At 72.7% G+C, this 21,283-nt stretch carries 17 protein-coding genes; 11 read left to right on the forward strand and 6 right to left on the reverse strand.

The features are described from left to right. Window positions 1-411: 411 nt before the first annotated feature. Complete coding sequence (locus GEV43_RS48340) at window positions 412-2,625, reverse strand: ATP-dependent DNA helicase (RefSeq protein ID WP_206681509.1); 2,214 nt, start codon at window positions 2,623-2,625, stop codon at window positions 412-414. A 204-nt stretch (window positions 2,626-2,829) separates the two neighbouring features. Here GEV43_RS48340 and GEV43_RS27620 point away from each other — a divergent pair, with 204 nt between their 5' ends. The 3 genes from GEV43_RS27620 to GEV43_RS27630 all read left to right on the forward strand — a co-directional run bounded on the left by GEV43_RS27620 (window position 2,830) and on the right by GEV43_RS27630 (window position 5,628). After that, window positions 2,830-3,834 carry an MlaD family protein gene (locus GEV43_RS27620; RefSeq protein WP_160823195.1) on the forward strand — a complete coding sequence of 335 codons (1,005 nt, stop codon included), beginning with the start codon at window positions 2,830-2,832 and terminating at the stop codon, window positions 3,832-3,834. 111 nt (window positions 3,835-3,945) lie between these two features. Beyond that, window positions 3,946-4,443 (forward strand): phosphoribosyltransferase, encoded by a 498-nt coding sequence (locus GEV43_RS27625; protein WP_160823196.1) that lies wholly within the window; start codon window positions 3,946-3,948, stop codon window positions 4,441-4,443. Window positions 4,444-4,509: 66 nt separating this feature from the next. Further along, window positions 4,510-5,628, forward strand: coding sequence for a DUF4192 domain-containing protein (locus tag GEV43_RS27630; protein WP_160823197.1), 1,119 nt, complete (start codon window positions 4,510-4,512; stop codon window positions 5,626-5,628). Window positions 5,629-6,438: 810 nt separating this feature from the next. Here GEV43_RS27630 and GEV43_RS27635 read toward each other — a convergent pair. Together GEV43_RS27635 and GEV43_RS51170 are read right to left on the reverse strand one after the other, a co-directional pair. Continuing rightward, complete coding sequence (locus GEV43_RS27635; protein WP_160823198.1) at window positions 6,439-6,813, reverse strand: hypothetical protein; 375 nt, start codon at window positions 6,811-6,813, stop codon at window positions 6,439-6,441. Window positions 6,814-6,964: 151 nt separating this feature from the next. Beyond that, window positions 6,965-7,234: a hypothetical protein gene (locus tag GEV43_RS51170; RefSeq protein WP_241683057.1), complete on the reverse strand. Its 270-nt coding sequence runs from the start codon at window positions 7,232-7,234 to the stop codon at window positions 6,965-6,967. On the opposite strand from GEV43_RS51170, the gene GEV43_RS27640 reads away from it, so the two are divergent. From GEV43_RS27640 to GEV43_RS27660, 5 genes are all read left to right on the forward strand, one after another. Next, the gene (locus tag GEV43_RS27640) at window positions 7,224-7,781 is read left to right on the forward strand and encodes a polysaccharide deacetylase family protein (protein WP_241683058.1); all 558 of its coding nucleotides are present in this window, start codon (window positions 7,224-7,226) and stop codon (window positions 7,779-7,781) included. The genes GEV43_RS51170 and GEV43_RS27640 overlap by 11 nt on opposite strands. A gap of 92 nt (window positions 7,782-7,873) precedes the next feature. Then, window positions 7,874-8,401, forward strand: coding sequence for a DUF1707 and DUF4870 domain-containing protein (locus tag GEV43_RS27645; protein WP_160823199.1), 528 nt, complete (start codon window positions 7,874-7,876; stop codon window positions 8,399-8,401). Window positions 8,402-10,160: 1,759 nt separating this feature from the next. Continuing rightward, on the forward strand, window positions 10,161-11,528 hold the full coding sequence (locus GEV43_RS27650; RefSeq protein WP_160823200.1) for an FAD-binding oxidoreductase: 1,368 nt from the start codon (window positions 10,161-10,163) through the stop codon (window positions 11,526-11,528). A gap of 93 nt (window positions 11,529-11,621) precedes the next feature. After that, the gene (locus GEV43_RS27655) at window positions 11,622-12,887 is read left to right on the forward strand and encodes a class I SAM-dependent methyltransferase (RefSeq protein WP_160823201.1); all 1,266 of its coding nucleotides are present in this window, start codon (window positions 11,622-11,624) and stop codon (window positions 12,885-12,887) included. Between the two features lie 110 nt (window positions 12,888-12,997). Continuing rightward, the gene (locus tag GEV43_RS27660; RefSeq protein WP_160823202.1) at window positions 12,998-13,987 is read left to right on the forward strand and encodes a hypothetical protein; all 990 of its coding nucleotides are present in this window, start codon (window positions 12,998-13,000) and stop codon (window positions 13,985-13,987) included. A gap of 15 nt (window positions 13,988-14,002) precedes the next feature. On the opposite strand, the gene GEV43_RS27665 is transcribed toward GEV43_RS27660, so the two are convergent. From GEV43_RS27665 to GEV43_RS27675, 3 genes are all read right to left on the reverse strand, one after another. Continuing rightward, window positions 14,003-14,488, reverse strand: coding sequence for a hypothetical protein (locus GEV43_RS27665; protein WP_160823203.1), 486 nt, complete (start codon window positions 14,486-14,488; stop codon window positions 14,003-14,005). A gap of 359 nt (window positions 14,489-14,847) precedes the next feature. Further along, a complete protein-coding gene (locus GEV43_RS27670) occupies window positions 14,848-15,075 on the reverse strand; it encodes a hypothetical protein (protein WP_160823204.1) in 228 nt (75 codons plus the stop codon). A gap of 109 nt (window positions 15,076-15,184) precedes the next feature. Next, window positions 15,185-16,570, reverse strand: coding sequence for an aspartate aminotransferase family protein (locus GEV43_RS27675; protein ID WP_160823205.1), 1,386 nt, complete (start codon window positions 16,568-16,570; stop codon window positions 15,185-15,187). A 209-nt stretch (window positions 16,571-16,779) separates the two neighbouring features. On the opposite strand from GEV43_RS27675, the gene GEV43_RS27680 reads away from it, so the two are divergent. From GEV43_RS27680 to GEV43_RS27690, 3 genes are all read left to right on the forward strand, one after another. After that, entirely contained in the window at window positions 16,780-17,664 is an 885-nt protein-coding gene (locus tag GEV43_RS27680; RefSeq protein ID WP_160823206.1) for an alpha/beta fold hydrolase, read from the forward strand. Window positions 17,665-17,817: 153 nt separating this feature from the next. Next, on the forward strand, window positions 17,818-19,065 hold the full coding sequence (locus tag GEV43_RS27685; protein WP_160823207.1) for a cytochrome P450: 1,248 nt from the start codon (window positions 17,818-17,820) through the stop codon (window positions 19,063-19,065). Between the two features lie 138 nt (window positions 19,066-19,203). After that, window positions 19,204-21,216 carry a glycosyltransferase gene (locus GEV43_RS27690; RefSeq protein ID WP_160823208.1) on the forward strand — a complete coding sequence of 671 codons (2,013 nt, stop codon included), beginning with the start codon at window positions 19,204-19,206 and terminating at the stop codon, window positions 21,214-21,216. The last annotated feature ends 67 nt before the right edge of the window (window positions 21,217-21,283 follow it).

Consider the following 21,283-nt stretch of genomic DNA (forward strand, 5'->3'; position numbering starts at 1 on the left):
GGGGCGGCGAGGCGACGGCGCGGCGGGCGCGGCACGGACGTGGCCGGGGCGGCGGATGCGGGGCGGGCGCGGCGCGGCGGGGCGGCGGATGCGGGCGGCCTGGCAGCGGGCTCGGCAAGGCTGATCGAGGGACGGCGAGGCCGGTCGGCGGGCGCGGCGAGGCGACGGCGCGGTGGGTGACAAGATCAGTACATACTCACCCCTAGGGAGGGCGGAGCCTCCGGAAACCTGGGCGGACGCACGCTGCGCCATCTGGTCGAACGGGTCGACGCCGGATGGTTCGACGTCCTGACGCACGCGGCCGAACGCCTCACGGAGCACCGTCCCGCCTCGCTCACGGACTTCTTCGCGTCGGAACGGGCCGCCCTGCTCGCCCCGCTCCAGACTCTCTAGCCGACGCCCCCTTCCGCGCTAGGGGGCGGCGGAGGCGGCGGCTTCGTCCAGGCGGCGGAGCGCGCCGCGGACTGTTTCGCGGTCGGTCGTCGCCCAGAACGGAGGGAGGGAGTTCTTGAGGAAGCCGCCGTAGCGGGCCGTGGCGAGGCGCGGGTCGAGGATCGCGACGACGCCCCGGTCGTCGGTCGAGCGCAGCAGGCGGCCGGCGCCCTGGGCGAGCAGCAGCGCGGCGTGCGTCGCGGCGACCGCCATGAAGCCGTTGCCGCCGCGCGCCGCCACCGCCCGCTGGCGCGCCGAGGAGATCGGGTCGTCCGGGCGCGGGAACGGGATCCGGTCCATGATCACGAGCTGGAGGGACGGGCCGGGGACGTCCACGCCCTGCCACAGCGACAGCGTGCCGAACAGGCACGTCCGCTCGTCCTCGGCGAACTGCCTCACGAGCTGGGACGTGGAGTCCTCGCCCTGGCAGAGCAGCGGATGGGTGAGGTGGTCCTTCAGCTCGTCCGCCGCCTGCCGGGCCGCGCGCATGGAGGAGAACAGGCCGAGCGTCCGCCCTCCGGCCGCCTCGATCAGCTCGGTGATCTCCGTCAGGTAGGCGTCGGCGAGGCCGTCGCGTCCGGGCGGGGGCAGGTGCCGGGCGACGTACAGGATCCCGGACTTCGGGTGGTCGAACGGCGATCCGACGTCCAGCCCCGACCAGACCAGCTGGTCGGCGTCGTCGGAACCGTCCTTGCCGTCCGTACGGGACTTCCCGTCGCCGTTGGGGTTTTCCTGCCCGTTGCCGTCGCCGCCGGGGGCGTGGGACGCGTCGCTCTGGGACTGGGCGTCGGGAGCCGGAGCCGCCGTCCGGGCCAGTCCTTCCGCTGCGGCGCGGGCGTCGGCGTCTTCGCCCTGCCGCGGCTTGGGCGGGGCGGACGACTGGTCGGCCGGAGCGGGCGCGGGGAGCGGCGGGAGGCCCCACTGGCGCGCCAGCGGCTCGAACGAACCGCCCAGAGTGAGCGTCGCCGAGGTGAGGATCGCGGTGCGCTTCTCGAAAAGCGTCGTACGGAGCAGGCCGCCTACGCCGATCGGGGCCACGTGCAGTGTCGGCGGACGTTTGGGGCGGCCGTCCTGGACGAACGGCTTTTCCAGCCACACGACGTCGAAACGGGCCGAGATCTCGGGCAGGAACGCGTCGAGCAGCCGTACGGCCGTGTCGTGGAGGTCTTCCAAGGTGGAACGGGCGGCCTTGCGCGCGGCCATGTCGCCCGGGTCGGAATCCTTCTTCTCCGGGCCGATCGCGGTGAGGCAGGCGTGCGCGGCGTCGCGTACGACGGCGAGGGTGTTGCCGAGCGCGGGGGACAGGACGTCCATGCGGCCCGCGGGCATGTCGTCCAGGAGGATGCCGAGGCCCTCGGACGCCTCCTTCAGCCGGTCGGCGACGCTCTCCTCGATCAGCCGTCCGCAGCGCCGCGCGGCCGTGTCGACGCCCGGCCCGCTGAGGTCCCCGGTCGCGACCGAGGTGACGCGGTCGACCAGCTCGTGCGCCTCGTCCACGATGACCACGTCGTGCTCGGGCAGGACCTGGAACTCCTCCAGCGCGTCGATCGCGAGCAGCGCGTGGTTGGTGACCACGATGTGCGCCTCGCCGGCCTCAGCGCGGGCCAGCTCGGCGAAGCACTCGGTGCCCTGCGGGCAGCGCTGCGCGCCCAGGCACTCCTTGGCGGTGACCGCGACCTGCCGCCACGCCTGCTCGCCCACGCCGGGGACGAGCTCGTCGCGGTCGCCGGTCTTGGTCTCGTCGGCCCACTCGTTGAGGCGCTTGACCTGGCGTCCGAGGAACGAGAGCTGCTGCGGGTCGAACAGGCTCTCGCTGCCCTCCTCGTCCTCCGGAACGCCCGTCTGCACGCGGTGCAGGCACAGGTAGTTGCGGCGGCCCTTGAGGATCGCGAACTTCAGGTCGACGCCCAGGTGCGGGCGCAGCGCCTCGGCGAGGCGCGGCAGGTCGCGGTCGACGAGCTGGCGCTGCAACGCGATCGTCGCCGTGGACACCACGACCGTCGTCCGCTTCACGACCGCGTGCCGGATCGCCGGGACGAGGTAGGCGAGCGACTTGCCGGTGCCGGTGCCCGCCTGCGCGGCGACGTGCTCGCCGGAGCCGATCGCGTGCTCGACCGCCTCGGCCATCGTGACCTGGCCGGGGCGTTCGGCGCCCCCGATGGCCTCGACGGCGGCGGCGAGCAGGGTCGCCATGGCGGGGACGTCGGTGTCGCTGGCGGTCAGCAGATCAGGGGCGGGCACGTCGACCAACGCTACCGGTCACCAGGGACGAACGCGTCCGCCGCCCGTGAGCCGAATCACGTGACCCAGGGGTCACCGGCGCGCGGCTTACCCAACATAATGCAAGTGCTCACTTACAGGCGCGGACCGGCTTAGGCCAGTGTATGGGGGTTTGACATGACCGACTCGGCGATGTCGACGCGTTCGAGGGTGCTGTTCTGCGCCCTCGGGGCGTCGGTGATGATCGGGGCCGCCTCGGCCGCCGCGGTGGCGTCGATGCCGTCCCACTCCGGAACGTCCACCTACAGTGCCGTCTTCGGGCGCGCGGGGCAGGGCCTCGACGCCCGTTCCGACGTCAAGGTGCGCGGCGTCACCGTGGGGAACGTCGAGTCCGTCGCGCTCACCCCGGACGGCAGGGTGCGCGTCACGATGCGGGTCAAGGACGACGTTCGGGTGCCCGCCGCGGCCGAGGCCCGCGTCGACCCGGTGTCGGTCTTCGGGCCGAAGGAGATCTCCCTCGACCTCGGCGCGTCCGGCCCGTACCTCGCGAGCGGCGGAACGATCACGCGCACCAAGGACCCGTCCGACCCGTCCGACACGGCCTGGCCGCTCTACAGGACGGGGCGGGCGCTCGACCCCCAGGACGTCACCACGCTGATGCACACGTTCGCGCGCGGCCTGTCGGGGCAGGGCCCGGCGCTGCGCCGCACGGTCGGCAACGGCTCCAAGATCATCGACGCGACGCACGCCGACCGCGCGCGGCTCCAGCAGCTCCTCACGGACATCACCGGAGTCTCCGGAACGCTCCAGAACCGCGGCGACACGCTCGTCTCCGCCACCCGCGACCTCAACGCGATCGCCCCGGCCGTCGGCGAACGCCCCGACCAGATCTCCCGCCTCCTGGACGAGGCCGGGCATCTCACCAGCACCGTCGGCGGCAACCTCACCGACCACGGCGACTCCATGGGCCGCCTCGTCGACGACGGGGGCCGCGCCGCCGGGGTCGCCGCCCGGCAGAACGCCAACCTGGTCACCCTCGCCGACGCCCTCAACGGCTTCTTCGGCGGCCTCTCGGGCGTGATGACCGCCCCCGGCCCCGCGGGCACCCACCCCGCCGTACTGCGCGGCCAGCTCCCCCTGGACATCTGCCAGACCATCGTCGACCTCTGCTCCACCCGCTGAACGACCGCGCCGTCCGGCGCTCCCGCCCGTCCGCGGAAGCCTTCGAGCGGGCCGCCCGCGAAGGGCCACCCTCGCGCGCGGTCCGTTCCGGGAATCGGCCAAGATAGGTGCGTGTCTGATGAAAGAGAAGTTCTGACCTGGGAGTTGTTCGGCTCGGCCAGCCGTGAGCTGGCGCGGGAGGTCGCCGACAGCGGCTACGCCCCGGACCTGATCCTGTCCATCGCCCGCGGCGGCCTGTTCGTCGCGGGCGCGCTGGGCTACGCGCTGGACGTCAAGAACCTCCACGTCATGAACGTGGAGTTCTACACCGGCATCGACCAGCGCCTCGACCTGCCCGTGATGCTGCCCCCGGTCCCGAACGCCGTCGACCTGTCCGGCGCCAAGGTCCTGGTCGCCGACGACGTCGCCGACACCGGCGCGACCCTCAAGCTCGTCCGCGACTTCTGCGCCGACCACGTCGCCGACGTCCGCTGCGCCGTGATCTACGAGAAGCCCCACTCGACGGTCAAGTGCGAGTACGTCTGGAAGCACACCGACCGCTGGATCAACTTCCCGTGGTCCACGCTGCCCCCCGTCGTCACCAGGGAACACCAGGTCCTGGACGCCTGACCCCCGGGTTATCCACAGGCTGCGTCCGGCGTTTCGCCGAGCCCGGCGTCCTGCCAGGGTCGAGGCATGGACCTTGACACAGGAGTCGAGCGGACGCCCCTGGTGATCCGCTCCGCCCAGGACGCCATCGCCGCCGTCCCGTACATGCTGGGCTACCACCCGGGGCGCAGCCTCGTCGTGATCGGCTACGACGGGCCGCACACCACCTGCGCCGTCCGGCTCGACTTACCGCCGCCCGACGAGGCCCGCGCGGCGGCCGAACGGGTCGCGGCGGTGCTGGCGGGCAACCGGTTCCGCCAGGCCCTCGTGCTCGGCTACGGGGACGCCGACGAGGTCGCGCCCGCCGTCGCCCCGATGTGCGCGGCGCTGGACGCGTCCGGGCTCGACGTCACCGACGCGATCCGGGTCGCCGACGGCCGCTGGTGGTCGCTGACCAGCCCGGGCCGCTGCCCGCCCGAAGGGCACGCCTACGACGCGGGCACGAGCGTCGTACCGGCGCAGGCGACCCTCGCGGGGCACGTCGTCCTCGCCGACCGCGCCGAGCTGGCCCGTTCCGTCGAACCCGTCGGCGGCGACGCCCGAGCCGCGATGCGCGCGGCCACCGACCGGGCCGAACGCCGCTACTTCGGCTGGTTCCGCGAGGGCCTGGCCCCGGCGCGCATCGACACGCGCCTGGCCGGAGAAGGGCTGTCCCTCCTGCCCGGCCTGTTATCCGACTTCCGCGCGGGCCGGCGTCCGACCGACGACGAGGTCGCCTGGCTCGGCGTCCTCCTGACGAGCACGCGCGTCCGCGACGAGGCGTGGGTGCGGATCGACGAGGACGCCCCCGCCGCCGACATCGAGTTCTGGAGCGACGTCGTCCGCCGCGTCGAGGACCGCTACTCCGAGGCCCCCGCGTGCCTCCTGGCGTTCGCCGCGTACGTGAGCGGCGACGGCGGCCTGGCCAACATCGCCCTCGACCGCGCCGACCCCGACTACTCCATGGGCGTCCTGCTCAGGGAGATGATCGCCGTCGGAATCCCCCCGTCCAAGGTCCGGCTCCGCATGACCCCGGAGCAACTGGCCCTGGCCTACACCGACCGGGAAGAGCCCCCACGCCCCACCGACCACCTCTTCCTGGCCGACCGCCCACCCCAACGGCACGGGGACCACACCCCGGGAGAGGAGGACCGCAAAGCGAGCTGACCAGGGTCGGCCCCGGCACCCGCACCCCACCCACCCCTTGCCGGCCCCGGGCCGACCCCACCCCCTCCACCCCACCCCCACACCCACAGCCAAACAGCGAAGCCCCCAAGCCACGAGCCCCCAAAGCCACAGCGGCAGGGCCGGGGCCGCGGGCTGAGCGGCAGCGGCATGCCGAAGCTGCGGAGCTGAAGTCATGAGCCCTAAAGCCGCAGCGGCAGGGCCGGAGCCGCAGGCCGAACGGCAGCAGCCAGCCGCAGCCACGGAGCCGAAGTCACGGGCCCTAGAGCCGTAGCGGCGGGGCCGGGGCCGCGGGCCGGGCCGCAGCGGCAAGCCGGAGCTGCGGAGCCGAAGTCGCTAGCCCCAAGCCGCAGCGGCAGGGCCACGATCGCTGAGCCCCAGCTCCAGCCACAACCGCTGAGCCGAGGCCAGAGCCACAACCGCTGAGCTGAAGCCAGAGTCTTAGTCTCAGCTCCAGGGCCGGAGTCGTGGCCGCAAAGTCACGGCCGCAAAGTCGGAAGACCAGTTGCGTGACCGGAAGCAAAGTCCGAGCCCGGGCCCAAGCTGGAGCACAGCTACAGTCACAGCCGCAGCGGCAGGGCCGGGGCCGCAGCCGGAAAGCCGCGGGCGCGGAGGCGGAGCCATAGCCGAGTGACCAGAAGGGAAGCGCGAGCGCGGGTGCGAGTTCGAGATGAGTCTGAGCTCGCCGGTCGGGGCGCTTCGGTTCTCGCTGGTCGCGGGCGCATTGTGGCGCGGGCGTCCGCGGGCACGGTGGTCGCCGCCGAACCCTGAGGGTGAGGGGACGCGGCGGGGTCAGGAGGAGGAGACGGCTTCGCCGGGGGTGCCGGGGTCGATGCGGCGACCGCGGTTGCGCTCGTTCCAGGCGCGCATCCGCGGCGGGTACCCGACGATCTGGACGTCGTAGACGGGGAGGCCGAGGTCGCGGGCGACCTTGCCGATGACCTTGGGGGAGCCGACGCGGCGGCGGGTCCACTCGCCGTCGTTCGCCACGGCGACGGCGGTGGTGTCGGTCGCGAACGTCTCGGGTTCGACGAAGAACTCGACGCCTTGCCGGGCGCGCGCGAACGCGATGAGCGCCTCGATGTCGGAGTCGTCGGCCTCGCGGTCGAACTTGGTGACCGTCGCACCACGGTTCTTGCGGATCCCGAATCGGTCGCGGAACTTCATCGCCCTGTCCCGTCGTCAGCCGCCCCGGCCCGTTCCGGGGGCGCCGTGCGTGTATGACCCTAACGTCCATCCGTGTCGGACAGGTTCCCGACACAGGAGCCGCAGGCCCTTTCCCACAGGGCCTGCGGCCTAAACTGGCGCTTGCGGTCGATCAACGGGGGGCGTTCATGGGTGAGGCGGGCGGCGCGGTGATGGCCCGGCGATGGGCCGCCGGGATACTCGTTGCGGCGGCCTGCGCCTGGTTGAGCGCGTTCGGGTCCTCGGTTTCCAGGGAACGGGCCGGTGCGGCGGCGGCGGAGATCGTTACCCCCGTGGCGGCGAAGCCCGTGGCGCCGCCTCCGAAGCCCGTGCCCCCGCCGGTCGACTGCCGCGCGCGCAAATGCGTCGCGTTGACGTTCGACGACGGGCCGATGGACAGCACGGCCAAGCTCCTCGACCTCCTCGCGTCGCGCAAGGTGAAGGCGACGTTCTTCCTCGTGGGCAGGAACGCGGCGGCGCGCCCCGACCTGGTCCGCCGCGAACAGAACGAGGGGCACGCGGTCGCCAACCACAGCTACACGCACGCCGACCTCGGCCGCTCGTCGTCGGGGAGGATCGCGTCCGAGCTGTCGAAGACCCAGGACGCGATCCGGCGGGCGACCGGTGTCACCCCCACGCTGATGCGGCCCCCGTACGGCTCGACCAGCGCCAAGGTCGCGTCCGTCACCAAGCGGATGGGACTCGCGCAGGTGCTGTGGACGGTCGACCCGCTCGACTGGCAGATCCGCGACGCCAAGGCCGTGGAACGCAGGATCGTGCGCGCCACCCGCCCCGGGCACATCGTCCTCATGCACGACATCCACCCGACGACGGTCGCGGCTGTGCCGGCGATCCTGAAGCGCCTGTCGGCCAAGGGGTACGAGTTCGTCACCGTGCCCGAGTTGTACGGCAAGCCGTTGAAACCGGGCAGGAAGTACGTCGAGAGGTGATGGGCGCCCTCGTCCTGGCGGACGGGCATCTCAGGGACCGGTCAGGGTCTTCCCCGATGGTGACGCGGCGGTCCGCCGCCCACCATTGAGGTATGGAAAGCAGCTACGCGGTGAGGGACCTGCGGGTCTCGGACGACGAGCGCGAACCCTCGATCCAGCGGCTCCAGGAGGCGTACGCCGAGGGGCGGCTCGACCACGACGAGTTCGACATGCGGATGCACCTGGCCATGACGGCCAAGACGCGCGCCGACCTGGCTGCGGTGACGCGGGACCTGACGCCCGTGCCGCTGGACTCCGGCCACGGCGCCGGCTCCGACGCCGCGCAGGCCACCGCCGAGGACCGGATGCTGGCCGCCGTCGCGCACGGCATCGGCTACCCGACCCTCTTCGTCGGGCCGCTGATCCTGATGCTGGTCAGCGGAAAGCGTTCGGCGTACGTCAGGAAGCACGCGGCCGAGGCGGTGAACTTCCAGCTCACCGTCCTGCTGATCACGATCGTGACGTTCGGGCTGGGCGGCGTCCTGTACGCGGTCACCTGGATCGCGGCCGCCATCGCGGCGATCCTCGCCCTCAGCGGCCGCGACTTCCGCTACCCATGGATCCTGCGCCTGATCAAGTAGCCCACCCCGCCCGGCCCCCGCGCTGTCGGCCACTCGCCCCCGCTATCGGCCACCCGCCTGCGCTGTCCATCACCGGCCTGCGCTGTCGGCCGCTCGTTCCCGCTGTCGGCCGTCCGCTTGCACTGTCGGCCGTCCGCCCTCTGCTGTCGGCTGTCCGTCTCTGCTGGTGGCCGCCGTTGGCGCTGTCGGCCGCTCGTCGGCGTTGTCGGTCGTCCGCTTGCGCTGTCCGCCACTCGCCCCCGCTGGGCTGCCTGTCCCTGCTGGTGGCCGCCGTCGGCGCTGTTGGCCGTCCGCCTGTGCTGTTGGCCACCCGCCTGCGCTGGGCTGCCTGTCCCCGCTGTCGGCTGCCCGCTTCCGCATTATCGGCTGCCGGCCTCGCTGTCGGTCGCCCGTCGGTGCTGTCGGCCGTCCGCCGATCACCGTCCACTCGCCGCCGCCACCGCCCGCAACTCGCGACTCGCCGCCCGCACCCCCCGGCTGGCCGTTCGCTGCTCGCCGTAGGCGACCGCCGCTCGTCGTAGGTCCTCTGCCGCTCGTGGGCGTGTCCGCTGCCTGCGCCGCTTGCTGTCGGCGGTCCGCTGCCACCTGCGGTAGGCCGCCTCCCGTTCTTTATCGGCCTTCGCCGCCCGCTGTTGGCCGTCCGCCGCCGTCCGCCGCCTGCCGCCATCCGCCGCCATCTGCGGCGGTCCGCCGCCATCCGCGGCTGGCCGCTGGCTAGCGCCGCCCGCCGTGGACGGCACGCCCGCTGGGTGGCGTATCCGCTGCCCGCCACCGCCACCGCCACCTGCGATAGGTGGCCGTCGCTTGTTGTCGGTGTCCGCTGTTGGCGACTCGCCGCTGCCGCGCGTGGGCCGCTCGGTGTCTGCCGGTCGTTGTCGGTGGGCGACTGTAGGTTGACCGGGTGCGGCATCGATGCGACTACCGTCCGTGTCCGGCGTCCGGGTTTGGTAGGCCAAGGGCGTTCGGTCCCGCCTCGGCCATGCCGCTTTTCTGCTCTGTCGTGCCTGCGCATTCGGTCGTCCACGGGGGCGATCCAGGCGTCGCGATCCGTGGCGAGCCCTGGGCCATCATGCGCGGGTGTTCTCGTGTCTGCCGGCGGCGCGATGTGCACGCGCGCGCACACGCACCGCGTCCCTGCCTCTTCAGTGCGCCTGCGTCTTTTGCCTCTTGTCTCAGGGGAGGCAACCGGGCGCCACCCGGTGGCTTCGTTCGGGCGGGAGCTTGCTCTCTTCTCTGCGGGCGTTCGCCTGCGGGTTGTCGGGTGCGAGGTGGCGTGCGGTTCCTTGTCGTCGGCGTGGCGTGTGAGGGGGTGCGGACGGCAGAAGGCGCGAGTACGCGGGCAGGAGGACGCTGTCGCGAGGCGGACGGTTGTGCTCGCGGTACGGGCGTCCGGCCGGGCTACCGGAGTCGGCAGGCTCGGGCGGAGAGTGGTTCCCTCGGATGAGGTGGGTGGGGGCGACGGCGGAGGGCCTTGGTTTGGACGGGGAACGTTTCAAAGCGGAGGCCGGGGCTTTTGTGGGGTGCGGGGCGGGGGGTTTGGTGGGGGCGCGTGGGAGGGTGGGGGGTGGCGTTTCGCTGGGCGCTCGCTGTGGTGGAGTCGGGGGAACGTCTCGGGCCCGGCGGTGCGCGGCGGCACGGCTGACCTGGGCGGACGTGGGGTGGGCCGGGGTTTATTCCCCGCCTTGCTTGTGATGACCCTAACGTCCAGTTATGTGGAAGATACATGGGATGATCGATCTACTGTGTCCGGGAGGGGTAGATGACGGAGCTTGCGATCAAGGGTGATCACCAGCGGGCGGTGGAGGCGCTCAGGCGGTCGTACGCGGCGATTCCGGCGGGGGCGCCGGTGCGGCTCGCGAAGCGGACCTCCAACCTGTTCCGGTGGCGCGACCCCTCGGACGCGCCGGGGCTCGACGTGTCCGGCTTCGACAAGGTCCTGAGCGTCGACGCCGACGCGCGGACCGCCGAGGTCCAGGGGATGACGACGTACGAGGCGCTCGTCGACGCGACCCTCCCGCACGGGCTGATGCCGACGGTCGTGCCGCAGCTCAAGACGATCACGCTCGGCGGGGCGGTGACGGGGCTCGGGATCGAGTCGACGTCGTTCCGCGACGGGCTGCCGCACGAGGGCGTCCTGGAGATGGACGTGCTCACCGGGGACGGGTCGATCGTCACCGCGAGCCGGGACAACGAGCACTCGGACCTGTTCTTCGGGTTCCCCAACTCGTACGGGACGCTCGGCTACAGCCTGCGGCTGAAGATCGAGCTGCGGCCCGTCAAGCCGTACGTGCGGCTGCGGCATGTGCGGTTCGACGACGCTGAGGCGGCCGCGCGGGCGATGGGCGAGATCACCGAGTCCGGCGCCTACGAGGGCGAGACCGTCGATTTCCTGGACGGCACCGTGTTCGGGCCCGACGAGCAGTACGTCACGCTCGGATTCTTTTCCGACACCGCTCCGTACACGTCCGACTACACCGGGCAGGGCATTTACTACCGGTCCATTCAGCAGCGGTCGGTCGATTTCCTGACCGTGCGCGACTATCTGTGGCGGTGGGACACCGACTGGTTCTGGTGTTCGGGCGCGTTCGGGGTGCAGAATCCGACCGTCCGGCGGTTGTGGCCGGATAAGGCCAAGCGGTCGGATGTGTACCGGAAGCTCGTCGCGTACGACCGGCGCTACCAGATTCTCGCGCGCATCGAGCGGTGGCGTGGGCTGCGGCCCCGCGAGGACGTCATCCAGGACATCGAGGTCCCGGTCGAACGGCTCGCGGAGTTCCTGGAGTTCTTCCACGAGAAGGTCGGGATGAAGCCCGTCTGGCTGTGCCCGCTGCGCGCCAAGGAAAGCTGGCCGCTCTATCCGCTGGCACCGGGCCGGACGTACGTCAACGTCGGTTTCTGGGGCACCGTACGGCTGCCGCCGGGACAGATCCCCGAGTACCACAACCGGCTCATCGAACGGCGCGTCGCGGCACTTGACGGGCACAAGTCCCTCTACTCGACTGCTTTTTACAGCCGTGACGAGTTCTGGCGCTACTACGACGGGGAAACCTACCGGCGGCTCAAGTCGTCGTACGACCCCGGCGAGCGGCTGCTGGACCTCTATGACAAGTGCGTGCGCGGACGCTGACGGCCGTCCGCCATATCGGGGGGAGGGCCCCGGTCCGGGGCTGATGGAGAACCCATCGCCCCTGCCCGGGGCGGAGAGACAGGAGGAACAAAGATGACGCTGGCCAAGGTCTTCGAGCAGCTAGCCGGGGCTGAGGCGCCAGTGGAGTTCGCGGCGTACGACGGATCGCGGGCGGGGGTGCCCGGCGCCGACATCCGGTTCGACGTCCGCTCGCCGTACGCGGTGTCGTACCTCGTGCACTCGCCGGGGGCGCTCGGACTGGCCCGCGCGTACGTCACCGGCATGATCGACGTGAGCGGCGACATGTTCACCGCGCTGTCGACCATGCAGCAGGTGCTCGGCGACGTGACGGCGCGCGACAAGGCGAGGATCCTCGCGGCGGTCTTCAACGACCCGCTGCTGCGCGGCGCGCTCACCAGGCGGCTCGACCCGCCGCCGCAGGAGGCTCCCTTCAGCCGCGTGCCCTCGTGGCTGCGGCACTCCAAGCGGCGCGACGCGAAGGCGATCTCGCACCACTACGACGTCTCCAACACCTTCTACGAGTGGGTGCTCGGCCCGTCCATGGCCTACACCTGCGCGTGCTTCCCGGAGGACGGCTCCACGCTGGAGGAGGCGCAGTTCCACAAGCACGACCTGGTGGCCAAGAAGCTCGGCCTGAAGCCCGGCATGCGGCTGCTGGACGTCGGCTGCGGCTGGGGCGGCATGGTGATGCACGCCGCCAAGGAGTACGGGGTGAAGGCGCTCGGCGTCACGCTGTCCAAGCAGCAGGCCGAGTGGGCGCAGAAGGCGATCGCCGACCGGGGCCTGTCCGACCTGGCCGAGGTCCGCCACATGGACTACCGGGACGTGACCGAGACCGGCTTCGACGCCGTCAGCTCCATCGGCCTGACCGAGCACATCGGCAAGAACAACCTGCCCGCCTACTTCTCGTTCCTGTACGGGAAGCTGAGGCAGGGCGGGCGGATGCTCAACCACACGATCACCCGCCCCGACAACCTCGCTCCCGCGATCAAGCAGGGCGGTTTCATCAACCGCTACGTCTTCCCGGACGGCGAGCTCGAAGGCCCCGGCTTCATCCAGATGCAGATGAACGACGTGGGCTTCGAGATCCGCCACCAGGAGAACCTGCGCGAGCACTACGCCCGCACGCTGCGCGGCTGGTGCGACAACCTGGAGGCCCACTGGGACGAGGCGGTCGCGGAGGTCGGTGAGGGCACCGCCCGCGTCTGGCGCGTCTACATGGCCGGCTGCATCCTGGGCTTCACCCAGAACTGGATCCAGCTCCACCAGACGCTCGGCGTCAAGCTCGACGACAAGGGCGACGCCCACATGCCGCTGCGGCCGGACTGGGGCGTCTGACACCGCCCCGCGCCCGCCGTACGAGCACCGTCCCGGCCCGGACCCGACGACCTCGGGGTCCGGGCCGGAACGTTCCCGCGGGAAGCGGGCGCGGGCCGCACCACGTTGGGGTGAACGTGACGATCAACCCGGGACCCGGCCGCGCGGATGGCGTGTACGCGCGGGCGTCCAACGGCCCCACGTTCGGATTCATGCTGTACGACCGCGTCACGGGCCGTTCGACGGCCCGCGGGGAGCACCTGCGGTTCCGTTCCGCGTCACTGGTCAAACTCCTCATCGCCCTCCACCACCTCAGAACGAACCCCCGACGCGCCAGCGCCCCGAACGCCAGCGCCCCCAACGGCACCGGCCTGAGCGGGGAGGGTCTGAGCGGCACCGGTCCGAGCGGGGAGGGTCCGAACGGCACCGGGCCGAGCGGCATCGATCCGAGCGGCATCGGTCCGGAGGGCATCGGCCTGAGCGGCACCGGCCTGAGCGGGAACGGCACCGGCCTGAGCGGGGACGGCCCGGACGGCATCGGTCCGAGCGGCACCGGCCTGGGTGGGGGTGGCGTGGGTGGGCTGGTGGGGGCGATGTTGCGGGGGAGTGATGATGAGGCGGCCAAGGTGTTGTGGCGGTTGAACGGGATGGACGCCGTCGTCGCCGCGACGGCGGCCGAGATCGGTCTCGCCGACACCGTTCCGCCCGCCGATCCGGTCTGGTGGGGGTACACCGCGACCAGTGCGGCGGACACCGTCCAGATCTACCGCTACCTGCTCGAACGCGCCGAGGCGCCGATCCGCGACCGCGTCATGGGGCATCTGCGCGCGGCGACGCGGATCGCGGCAGACGGGTGGGACCAGTTCTTCGGCATCCCGTCCGCGGTGCCCCGGCCGTTCGCCGTGAAGCAGGGTTGGTCGGGCTTCGAGGACGCGCGCCCGTCCCGCGCCGAGGGGCTCGACACGGGCGGGGTCGCCATGCACACCTCCGGGACGTACGGCGAGGGCGACAGGTGGGTCTTGGCGGTGCTCAGCCTGAGCCCCGCCGGGACGCCGTGGGAGGAGTCGGCGCGGCGGCTGACCGCCCTCGTCGCCGAACTGTGCCGCGACGCCCCGTCCTGAGGCGGCGGGCGGGGGTCAGACGAGCTCCATCGTGTTGGCGATGTCCTCGGCGTTCGCGGGCATCTCGCCCTGCTTGGACGTGATGGTGAGGGAGCAGGCGCGGCCGTCCTGGGCGACCTGGACCTGGTGGCCGGTGAGCGCGCCGGCGGCCGACTTCAGGACGTAGGTGGTGCGGATGCCGGGACGGCCCGCGACGGTGGCGTCGGTGACCTGGACGTCCGACGCGCCGAGCTGGCTCATCCCCGCGCGCGTGCCCGTCTTGAGCTGTTCGATGCTGGTCACCGGGGACGGCACGCAGAGCGCGTTGACGTTGGTCGCGTAGCCCCGGACCGCGGACTCCGCCTCGATCGCGTACACGGCCTTGCGCTGCTTGAGCTGCTCCATGCTCTGGCGCAGCAGCTCCTGGTTGGCGCCCTTGAGGCCGAGCTTGGCCAGGCCCTCCTCGGCTTCGCCGCTGGTGAGCTGGATGTCCTCCCAGCCCTTCGGGATGGAGATCCGCACGCCGTTCTCCGGGCCGCCGATCGTGCGCCATCCGGGGGCGCGTCGGCGGCGGCGGGGAGGAGGAGGCGGGCGGCTGGCTGCTCGGGGCGTCCGACGCGGACGGGGCGGAGCTGGACGGCGGGGCGGACTCGTCCTTCTTGTCGCCCAGGCATGCCGTGAGGGAGAACGCGGCGGTCGTTCCGGCGAGGGTGGCGGCGATGACCCGGCTGACCATCATGGGTTCCTTTCGCGGACAATGTGTGAAAAGGGATGTTCGGGAGGATGGCACGGTTCACACCGGGCGCTGTGTCGTACATCACAGGGACACGGCCCCGCAGGTCGCCGTCCGAACGCCCGGGACGGGGCACGGGCGCCGCGGGTCAGCACATCTCGACGCGGCGCGCGGCGGCGATCTCCTTGGTGAACCGTTCGCGGACCCGCAGGTCGGCGGCGATCTCCTCGCGCAGCACCTTCGCCGCGACGGGCGTGCCGTCCTCGGCGCGCCCGAGGTGGACGACGCCCTGGCCGCCCATGCCGAGCCGCCCGCTCAACCGGTAGGGCCCCACCGCGGCGGGGTCGTCGGGATGCGGCGGCTCGGCTTCGGGCATGGGGCATGGCTCCTGGTGAGGGCAAAAGTGCGTTATGCACCATAGAGCATGTCCCGTGCCCGTCACATCGTCTCGCGATCAGGCGTTCACCCTGCGGCGCCGTCGCGGGTCACAGGCGGTTCCACGCGTCGGTGAGGACCGAGCGCAGGATCTGCTCGATCTCGGTGAAGTGCGAGCGGTCGCAGACGAGCGGCGGGGCGAGCTGGACGACCGGGTCGCCGCGGTCGTCGGCGCGGCAGTACAGGCCCGCCTCGTACAGGGCCTTGTCGAGGTGGCCGCGCAGCAGCCGCTCGCACTCCTCCTCGTCGAACGTCTCGCGGGTGGCCCGGTCCTTGACCAGCTCGATCCCGTAGAAGTAGCCCGCGCCGCGCACGTCGCCGACGATCGGCAGGTCGCGCAGCCGGTCCAGGGTCGCGCGGAACGCGGCCTCGTTGCGGCGGACGTGCCCGAGCAGGTCCTCGCGTTCGAGCAGGTCGAGGTTGGCGAGCGCGACGGCGGCCGAGACGGGGTGGCCGCCGAAGGTGTAGCCGTGCGCGAACATCGCCGTGCCGTGCCGGAACGGCTCGAACAGCCGGTCGGCGACGAGCATCCCGCCGAGCGGCGAGTAGCCGGACGTGACCCCCTTGGCGAACGTGACGATGTCGGGCCGGTAGCCGTACCGCTGCGCCCCGAACATCGTCCCGAGCCGCCCGAACGCGCAGATCACCTCGTCCGACACCAGCAGCACGTCGTGCCGGTCGCAGATCTCCCGGACGCGCTCGAAGTAGCCGGGCGGCGGGGGGAAGCAGCCGCCGGCGTTCTGCACCGGTTCGAGGAAGACGGCGGCGACGGTGTCGGCGCCCTCGAACTCGATCGCCTCCTCGATCCGGTCGGCGGCCCAGCGGCCGAACGCCTCGGGGTCGTCGCGGTGCTCGGGGGCGCGGTACAGGTTGGTGTTGGGCACCCGGAACCCGCTCGGCACGAGCGGCTCGTACGGCGCCTTCAGGCCGGGCAGTCCGGTGAGCGTCAGCGCGCCGTGCGGGGTGCCGTGGTACGCGACGGCGCGGCTGATCACCTTGTGCTTGCCGGGCCGCCCGGTCAGCTTGAAGTAGTGCTTGGCGAGCTTCCAGGCGCTCTCGACGGCCTCGCCGCCGCCGCTGGTGAAGAACACGCGCCGCAGGCCGTCCGGGGCGAGGCCCGCGAGCCGTTCGGCCAGCTCGACGGCCTTCGGGTGCGCGTACGACCACAGCGGGAAGAACGCCAGCTCGGCGGCCTGCTTGGCGGCGGCCTGCGCGAGCTCCTCGCGGCCGTGCCCGGCCTGCACGGTGAACAGCCCGGAGAGCCCGTCGAGGTAGCGGCGGCCCCGGTCGTCGTACACGTACGGGCCCGCGCCGCGGACGATCATCGGCACCTCGGCGCCGTCCTGGTAGGGGGCGTGGCGGGCGAAGTGCATCCACAGGTGGTCGCGGGCCGCGGCCTGCAAGGACCGCCGCCGCTGTACGTCCGGCTCCGTCATCACTCATCCTCGGGTGCGCGCTCTCACGTGGTGCGAGCGATCCAGTTGCCTTGATGCTAAGTCCGTACGGATTTCGATGTAAATACGTAGTTTGGCAGCGGTATCCGAAGAAGGAGAGTGATGTCACGCCCGCCGCGGGCCGGGGCGCGCGGTCGGGCCGGGGTAACGTCGCCGCCGGGCGCACGGGCGAAGCGGAGGACGGACCGGACATGAGCGCAATCGCGACGGGGACGATCAAGGCCAACGGACTGGAGTTCGGCTACCTTTCGGCCGGGCCGGAGGACGGGCCGCTGGCCCTGTGCCTGCACGGCTTCCCGGACTCGGCGCACACCTGGCGGCACCTGCTCCCCGAACTCGCGGGCGCCGGGTACCGGGCGGTCGCGCCGTTCATGCGGGGGTACGCGCCGACCGGCGTCCCCGCGGACGGGGCGTACCAGAGCGGGGCGCTCGCGGCCGACGCCGTCGCGCTGCACGAGGCGTTCGGCGGCGGCTCGGACGCGGTCATCGTGGGGCACGACTGGGGCGCGTTCGCCACCTACGGCGCCGCCGCGCTCGCGCCGGACCGGTGGCGCAGGGCGGTCACGCTCGCCGTCCCGCCGCTCGCGGCGATGGGCGAGGCGTTCTTCCGGTACGAGCAGCTCAAGCGCTCGTTCTACATCTTCGTGTTCCAGACGCCGCTGGCGGAGGCGGCGTTCGGCCGCGCGTTCGTCGAGGGGCTGTGGCGCGACTGGTCGCCGGGGTACGACGGGGCGCGGGACGTCGACCACGTCATGGACAGCCTGCGCACGCCCGCCAACGCCGCCGCGGCGATCGGCTACTACCGCGCGATGCTCGACCCGTCCGCGCACGTCGAGCGGTACGCGGCCGAGCAGGCGGCGGCCGGGGCGACGGGGGAGCGGCCCGTCCTCTACCTGCACGGCGCCGCCGACGGCTGCCTCGGGGCCGACGTCGTCATGCCGGACGGCGACCCGTCCGCCGTCCTCGCGCTGCTGCCCGAGGGCTCGCGCGCGGATCTGGTGCCCGGCGGCCACTTCCTCCATCTCGAACGCCCGGCCGAGGTGAACCGCCGCATCCTCGCCTGGCTCGCCGACTGACGCCCCGGCTCCCCTGAGGCGGACGGGCCGCATCCCTGAGGCGGACGGGCCGCGACCCGTCCGCCTCAGGCATTGAACGGCCGCGCCGCGCGCTTTACATTGGCTGGAAGCGTGTAAACCGAATCCCGTTCGCCCTACCCCCGGGGGAGTCGCATGGCGCTCAACGTCGAGGACATCAACCTGACCGACTGGGACTTCTGGCGACGCCCGCACGACGAGCGGCACGCCGCGTTCAGGGCCCTGCGGAACGAGCCCGGGCTCCCGCGCTTCGAGGAGCCGGACATCGTGGTCGTCCCGCGCGGGCCCGGCTACCGCGCGGTCACCCGGCACGCCGACCTGGTCGAGGTGTCGCGCCGCCCGCAGGACTTCTGCTCGGGGAAGAGCGCGATCAGCATCCCCGACCTGCCCGACGAGCTGCACGAGTTCTTCGGCTCGATGATCAACATGGACGACCCGCGGCACGCCAAGATCCGCCGCATCGTGTCCCGCGCGTTCTCGCCGCGCATGATCCAGCGGTTCGAGGACCGCGTCGAGGAGGTCGCCCGGCGCATCGTGGACGGGCTGGAGGGCGGCACCGGCGACTTCGTCGCGGACGTCGCCGCCCGGCTCCCCCTCACGATCATCTGCGATCTGATGGGGATCGCCGAGGACCGGTACCGCACCGTGCTGGACGCCACCAACGTGATCCTGGCCGGCAACGACGCCGAGTTCCTGCCCGCCGGGGACCCCGAGCAGGTCGCGCTGGCGCTGCTCGAAGCGGGCCAGACGCTCAAGGACATCGTGGAGGACCTCGGCCGCAAGCGCCGCGTCGAGCCCGCCGACGACCTCGTGTCCGCGCTGGTGAACGCCAACATCGACGGCGAGTCGCTGACCGACCAGGAGCTCGGGTCGTTCTTCATCCTGCTCGTCGTCGCCGGGAACGAGACCACCCGCAACGCCATCGCGCACGGCCTGGACCTGTTCACCCGCCACCCCGGGCAGCGCGCGCTGCTCACGGGAGACTTCGAGGCGCGGATCCCGGGCGCCGTCGAGGAGATCGTCCGGTACGTCTCACCGGTGACCTGGATGCGGCGCACCGCCACCCGCGACACCACGCTGAACGGGCAGGACGTCAAGGAGGGCGACAAGCTCGTCCTCTACTACTGGTCGGCCAACCGCGACGAGACCGTCTTCGAGGACGCCGACCGGTTCGACATCCTGCGCGACAGCGGCGGGCACGTGGGCTTCGGCGGGCCCGGCCCGCACTTCTGCCTGGGCGCCCACCTCGCCCGCCGCGAGATCACGGTGATGTTCCGCGAGCTGCTGCGCCGCCACCCCGGCGTCCGCGCCACCGCCGAACCCGAGCGCCTGGAGGCCAGCTTCATCAACGGCATCAAGCGCCTCCCCTACGCCCTGTCCTAGCCGGTCCGCGCCCCTCCGGCGCGCCCGTGGCGGCCGTTCCGCGTCCACGCCGCACGCACCCGACGAGCGGGTGAACAGTGGATGGCAGCCTGGCGAGGACGCGTGAGCCGGACGGCCGCCGCCCCTACCGTGGCCGTCGTGACGGAGAACGATCCCGCCCCCGGCGCCGCGCGGGCGCGGGCCGACCGGCTGGCGGCGGACAACGCGGCCGTGCGCCTGCGGCTCGCCGAGCTGGAGAACGAGCGGGACGAGCGCGACCGGCAGATCGCGCGGCTCACCGAGGCGCTGTCCGACACCGCGCGCCGGCTCGGCGACCTCGACCGCGAGCGCGCCGAGCAGGCGCACCGCGCCGAGTGGGCGGAGTGGCGGGTCCGGGCCGCCGCGCTGCGGCGGTCGGCGCGGCTCGGCGGCGCGCTCGGCGCGTTCCGGCGGCGCCCGCTCGCGCCCGCCTCGTTCCGGCGCGTCCGCGAGGCGCTGCGGGCCCGCCCGCTGCCGCCCGAGCCCGCCGAGCATCCGCGCGCTCCGCGCCGCCCCGAGGTCCGCGTCGCCGACACCGAGCCGCTGGACGTCCCGGCCGCCCCGGAGCCGCCGGGCCCGGTCGTCCGGCCCGGCCTGACCGCCGCCGTCGTGCTCGGCCCGGCCGCCGAGGCGGCGCTGCGGTACGAGTGGCGGCAGGTCGCCGGGTTCGGGCCGGCCGACTGGCGCGAGGTGTTCGAGGCCGAACGGCCCGAACTGCTGCTCGTCGAGTCGGTCGCCACCGGCCTCCCGATCGCGGAGCTGGCCGCCTGGTGCCGCGAGAACGGCGTGCCGTCCGCGTACTGGGACACCGGCGCCGGCCTCGCGGACGCCGCGCGCGAGCTCGACCACGTCTTCACCGTCGACCCCGGCGCGGTCGCGGCGTACCGCGAACGGCTCGGGCACGACCGCGTGCACGTCCTGCCGTTCGCCGCGCAGCCGCGCCTGCACCACCCGGAGCGCGGCGCGGGCCACGGCCGCTACCCCCTGCTGTACGAGGGGGAGTACGACGAGTCCGCCGAGTTCCTCATCGCGCCCGCGCCCCGCCTCGGCGCCCACTTCTCCGGCACCGGCTTCCCGCACCTGTACCGGCAGCGCGTCGTCCCGCCGCTCCCGTACGGCGAGGCCCTGGCGGCCCGCAAGCGCTACCGGGTGCTGCTCGCCCCCGACCGGCGCCGCGCGTACGAGGCGGCGGCGGCCGGCGTCCCCGTCGTGCACCACCGCGAGCCGCCCGCCGGGGAGCCCGCGTTCGGCCCCGTCGTGGACGGCCCCAAGGACGCCTCGCGGATGCTGCGCGCCCTCCTCGCCGGGCCCGAGCTGCGCGACCGGCAGGCGCACCTGGCGCTCCGCGAGGTGCACCGGGCGCACACCTACCGGCACCGGGTCGACACCGTCCTGCGGACGCTGGGCCGCGAAGGCGACGCGGCCGGGCGCCCGGCGGAGCGTCCCGCCGTCTCGCTGCTGCTGCCGACCTGCCGGCCCGAGCAGGTCGGGCCCGCGATCGAGCAGGCGGCGCGGCAGCTCTGGCGGCCGTTGCAGCTCGTGCTCGTCCTGCACGGCCTCGACCTCGACCCCGCGCTCGTCGAGAAGCAGGCGATCGCCGCCGGCCTCGACGACGCCGTTGTGATCGCGGCCGACCGCTCGGTGTCCCTCGGCGGCTGCCTCAACCTCGCGATCGACGCGGCGTCCGGCACGTACCTCGGCAAGATGGACGACGACGAGCTGTACGGGCCGCACTACCTGTCGGACCTGCTGCCGGCGTTCTCCTACACCGAGGCGGGCGTCGTCGGGAAGCTCGCCCACTACGCGCACCTGGCGTCGATCGGCGCGACGCTGCTGCGCTACCCCGACCACGAGCACCGCTACGTGGACGTCCTGCGCGGCGGCGCGCTGCTCGCCGAAGGCGACCTGCTGCGCGCCTACCGGTTCGCCGACGTCGGGCGCGGCGAGGACACCGACCTGTTCCGGCGGCTGCGCGCCGACGGCGTCCGGGTGTACGCGGCGGACAGGTTCTCGTTCATCACCGTCCGGCACGCCGACGCGGCGCGGCACACCTGGCGGCCGAGCGACCTCGAACTCCTCGCCGACAGCCGCCTGGCGTTCTACGGCCTGGCCGAGGAGCACATCATGTTCTGACGCCCGGCCGCCGTCCGCCGACCCGTGCTGAATCGCGTTCGGGCGTCTTGACGCCGCCGCCCTCGCG

This window comes from Actinomadura sp. J1-007 (genome assembly GCF_009793335.1).
GTDB lineage: Bacteria > Actinomycetota > Actinomycetes > Streptosporangiales > Streptosporangiaceae > Spirillospora > Spirillospora yumaensis.

Bases quoted from the DNA above. Each gene is read 5' to 3' on its own strand.
- GEV43_RS48340 (WP_206681509.1), bottom strand. From the start codon at position 2,625: ATGGCGACCCTGCTCGCCGCCGCCGTCGAGGCCATCGGGGGCGCCGAA.
- GEV43_RS27620 (WP_160823195.1), top strand. From the start codon at position 2,830: ATGACCGACTCGGCGATGTCGACGCGTTCGAGGGTGCTGTTCTGCGCC.
- GEV43_RS27630 (WP_160823197.1), top strand. From the start codon at position 4,510: ATGGACCTTGACACAGGAGTCGAGCGGACGCCCCTGGTGATCCGCTCC.
- GEV43_RS27635 (WP_160823198.1), bottom strand. From the start codon at position 6,813: ATGAAGTTCCGCGACCGATTCGGGATCCGCAAGAACCGTGGTGCGACG.
- GEV43_RS27640 (WP_241683058.1), top strand. From the start codon at position 7,224: ATGGACAGCACGGCCAAGCTCCTCGACCTCCTCGCGTCGCGCAAGGTG.
- GEV43_RS27645 (WP_160823199.1), top strand. From the start codon at position 7,874: ATGGAAAGCAGCTACGCGGTGAGGGACCTGCGGGTCTCGGACGACGAG.
- GEV43_RS27650 (WP_160823200.1), top strand. From the start codon at position 10,161: ATGACGGAGCTTGCGATCAAGGGTGATCACCAGCGGGCGGTGGAGGCG.
- GEV43_RS27655 (WP_160823201.1), top strand. From the start codon at position 11,622: ATGACGCTGGCCAAGGTCTTCGAGCAGCTAGCCGGGGCTGAGGCGCCA.
- GEV43_RS27670 (WP_160823204.1), bottom strand. From the start codon at position 15,075: ATGCCCGAAGCCGAGCCGCCGCATCCCGACGACCCCGCCGCGGTGGGG.
- GEV43_RS27675 (WP_160823205.1), bottom strand. From the start codon at position 16,570: ATGACGGAGCCGGACGTACAGCGGCGGCGGTCCTTGCAGGCCGCGGCC.
- GEV43_RS27680 (WP_160823206.1), top strand. From the start codon at position 16,780: ATGAGCGCAATCGCGACGGGGACGATCAAGGCCAACGGACTGGAGTTC.
- GEV43_RS27685 (WP_160823207.1), top strand. From the start codon at position 17,818: ATGGCGCTCAACGTCGAGGACATCAACCTGACCGACTGGGACTTCTGG.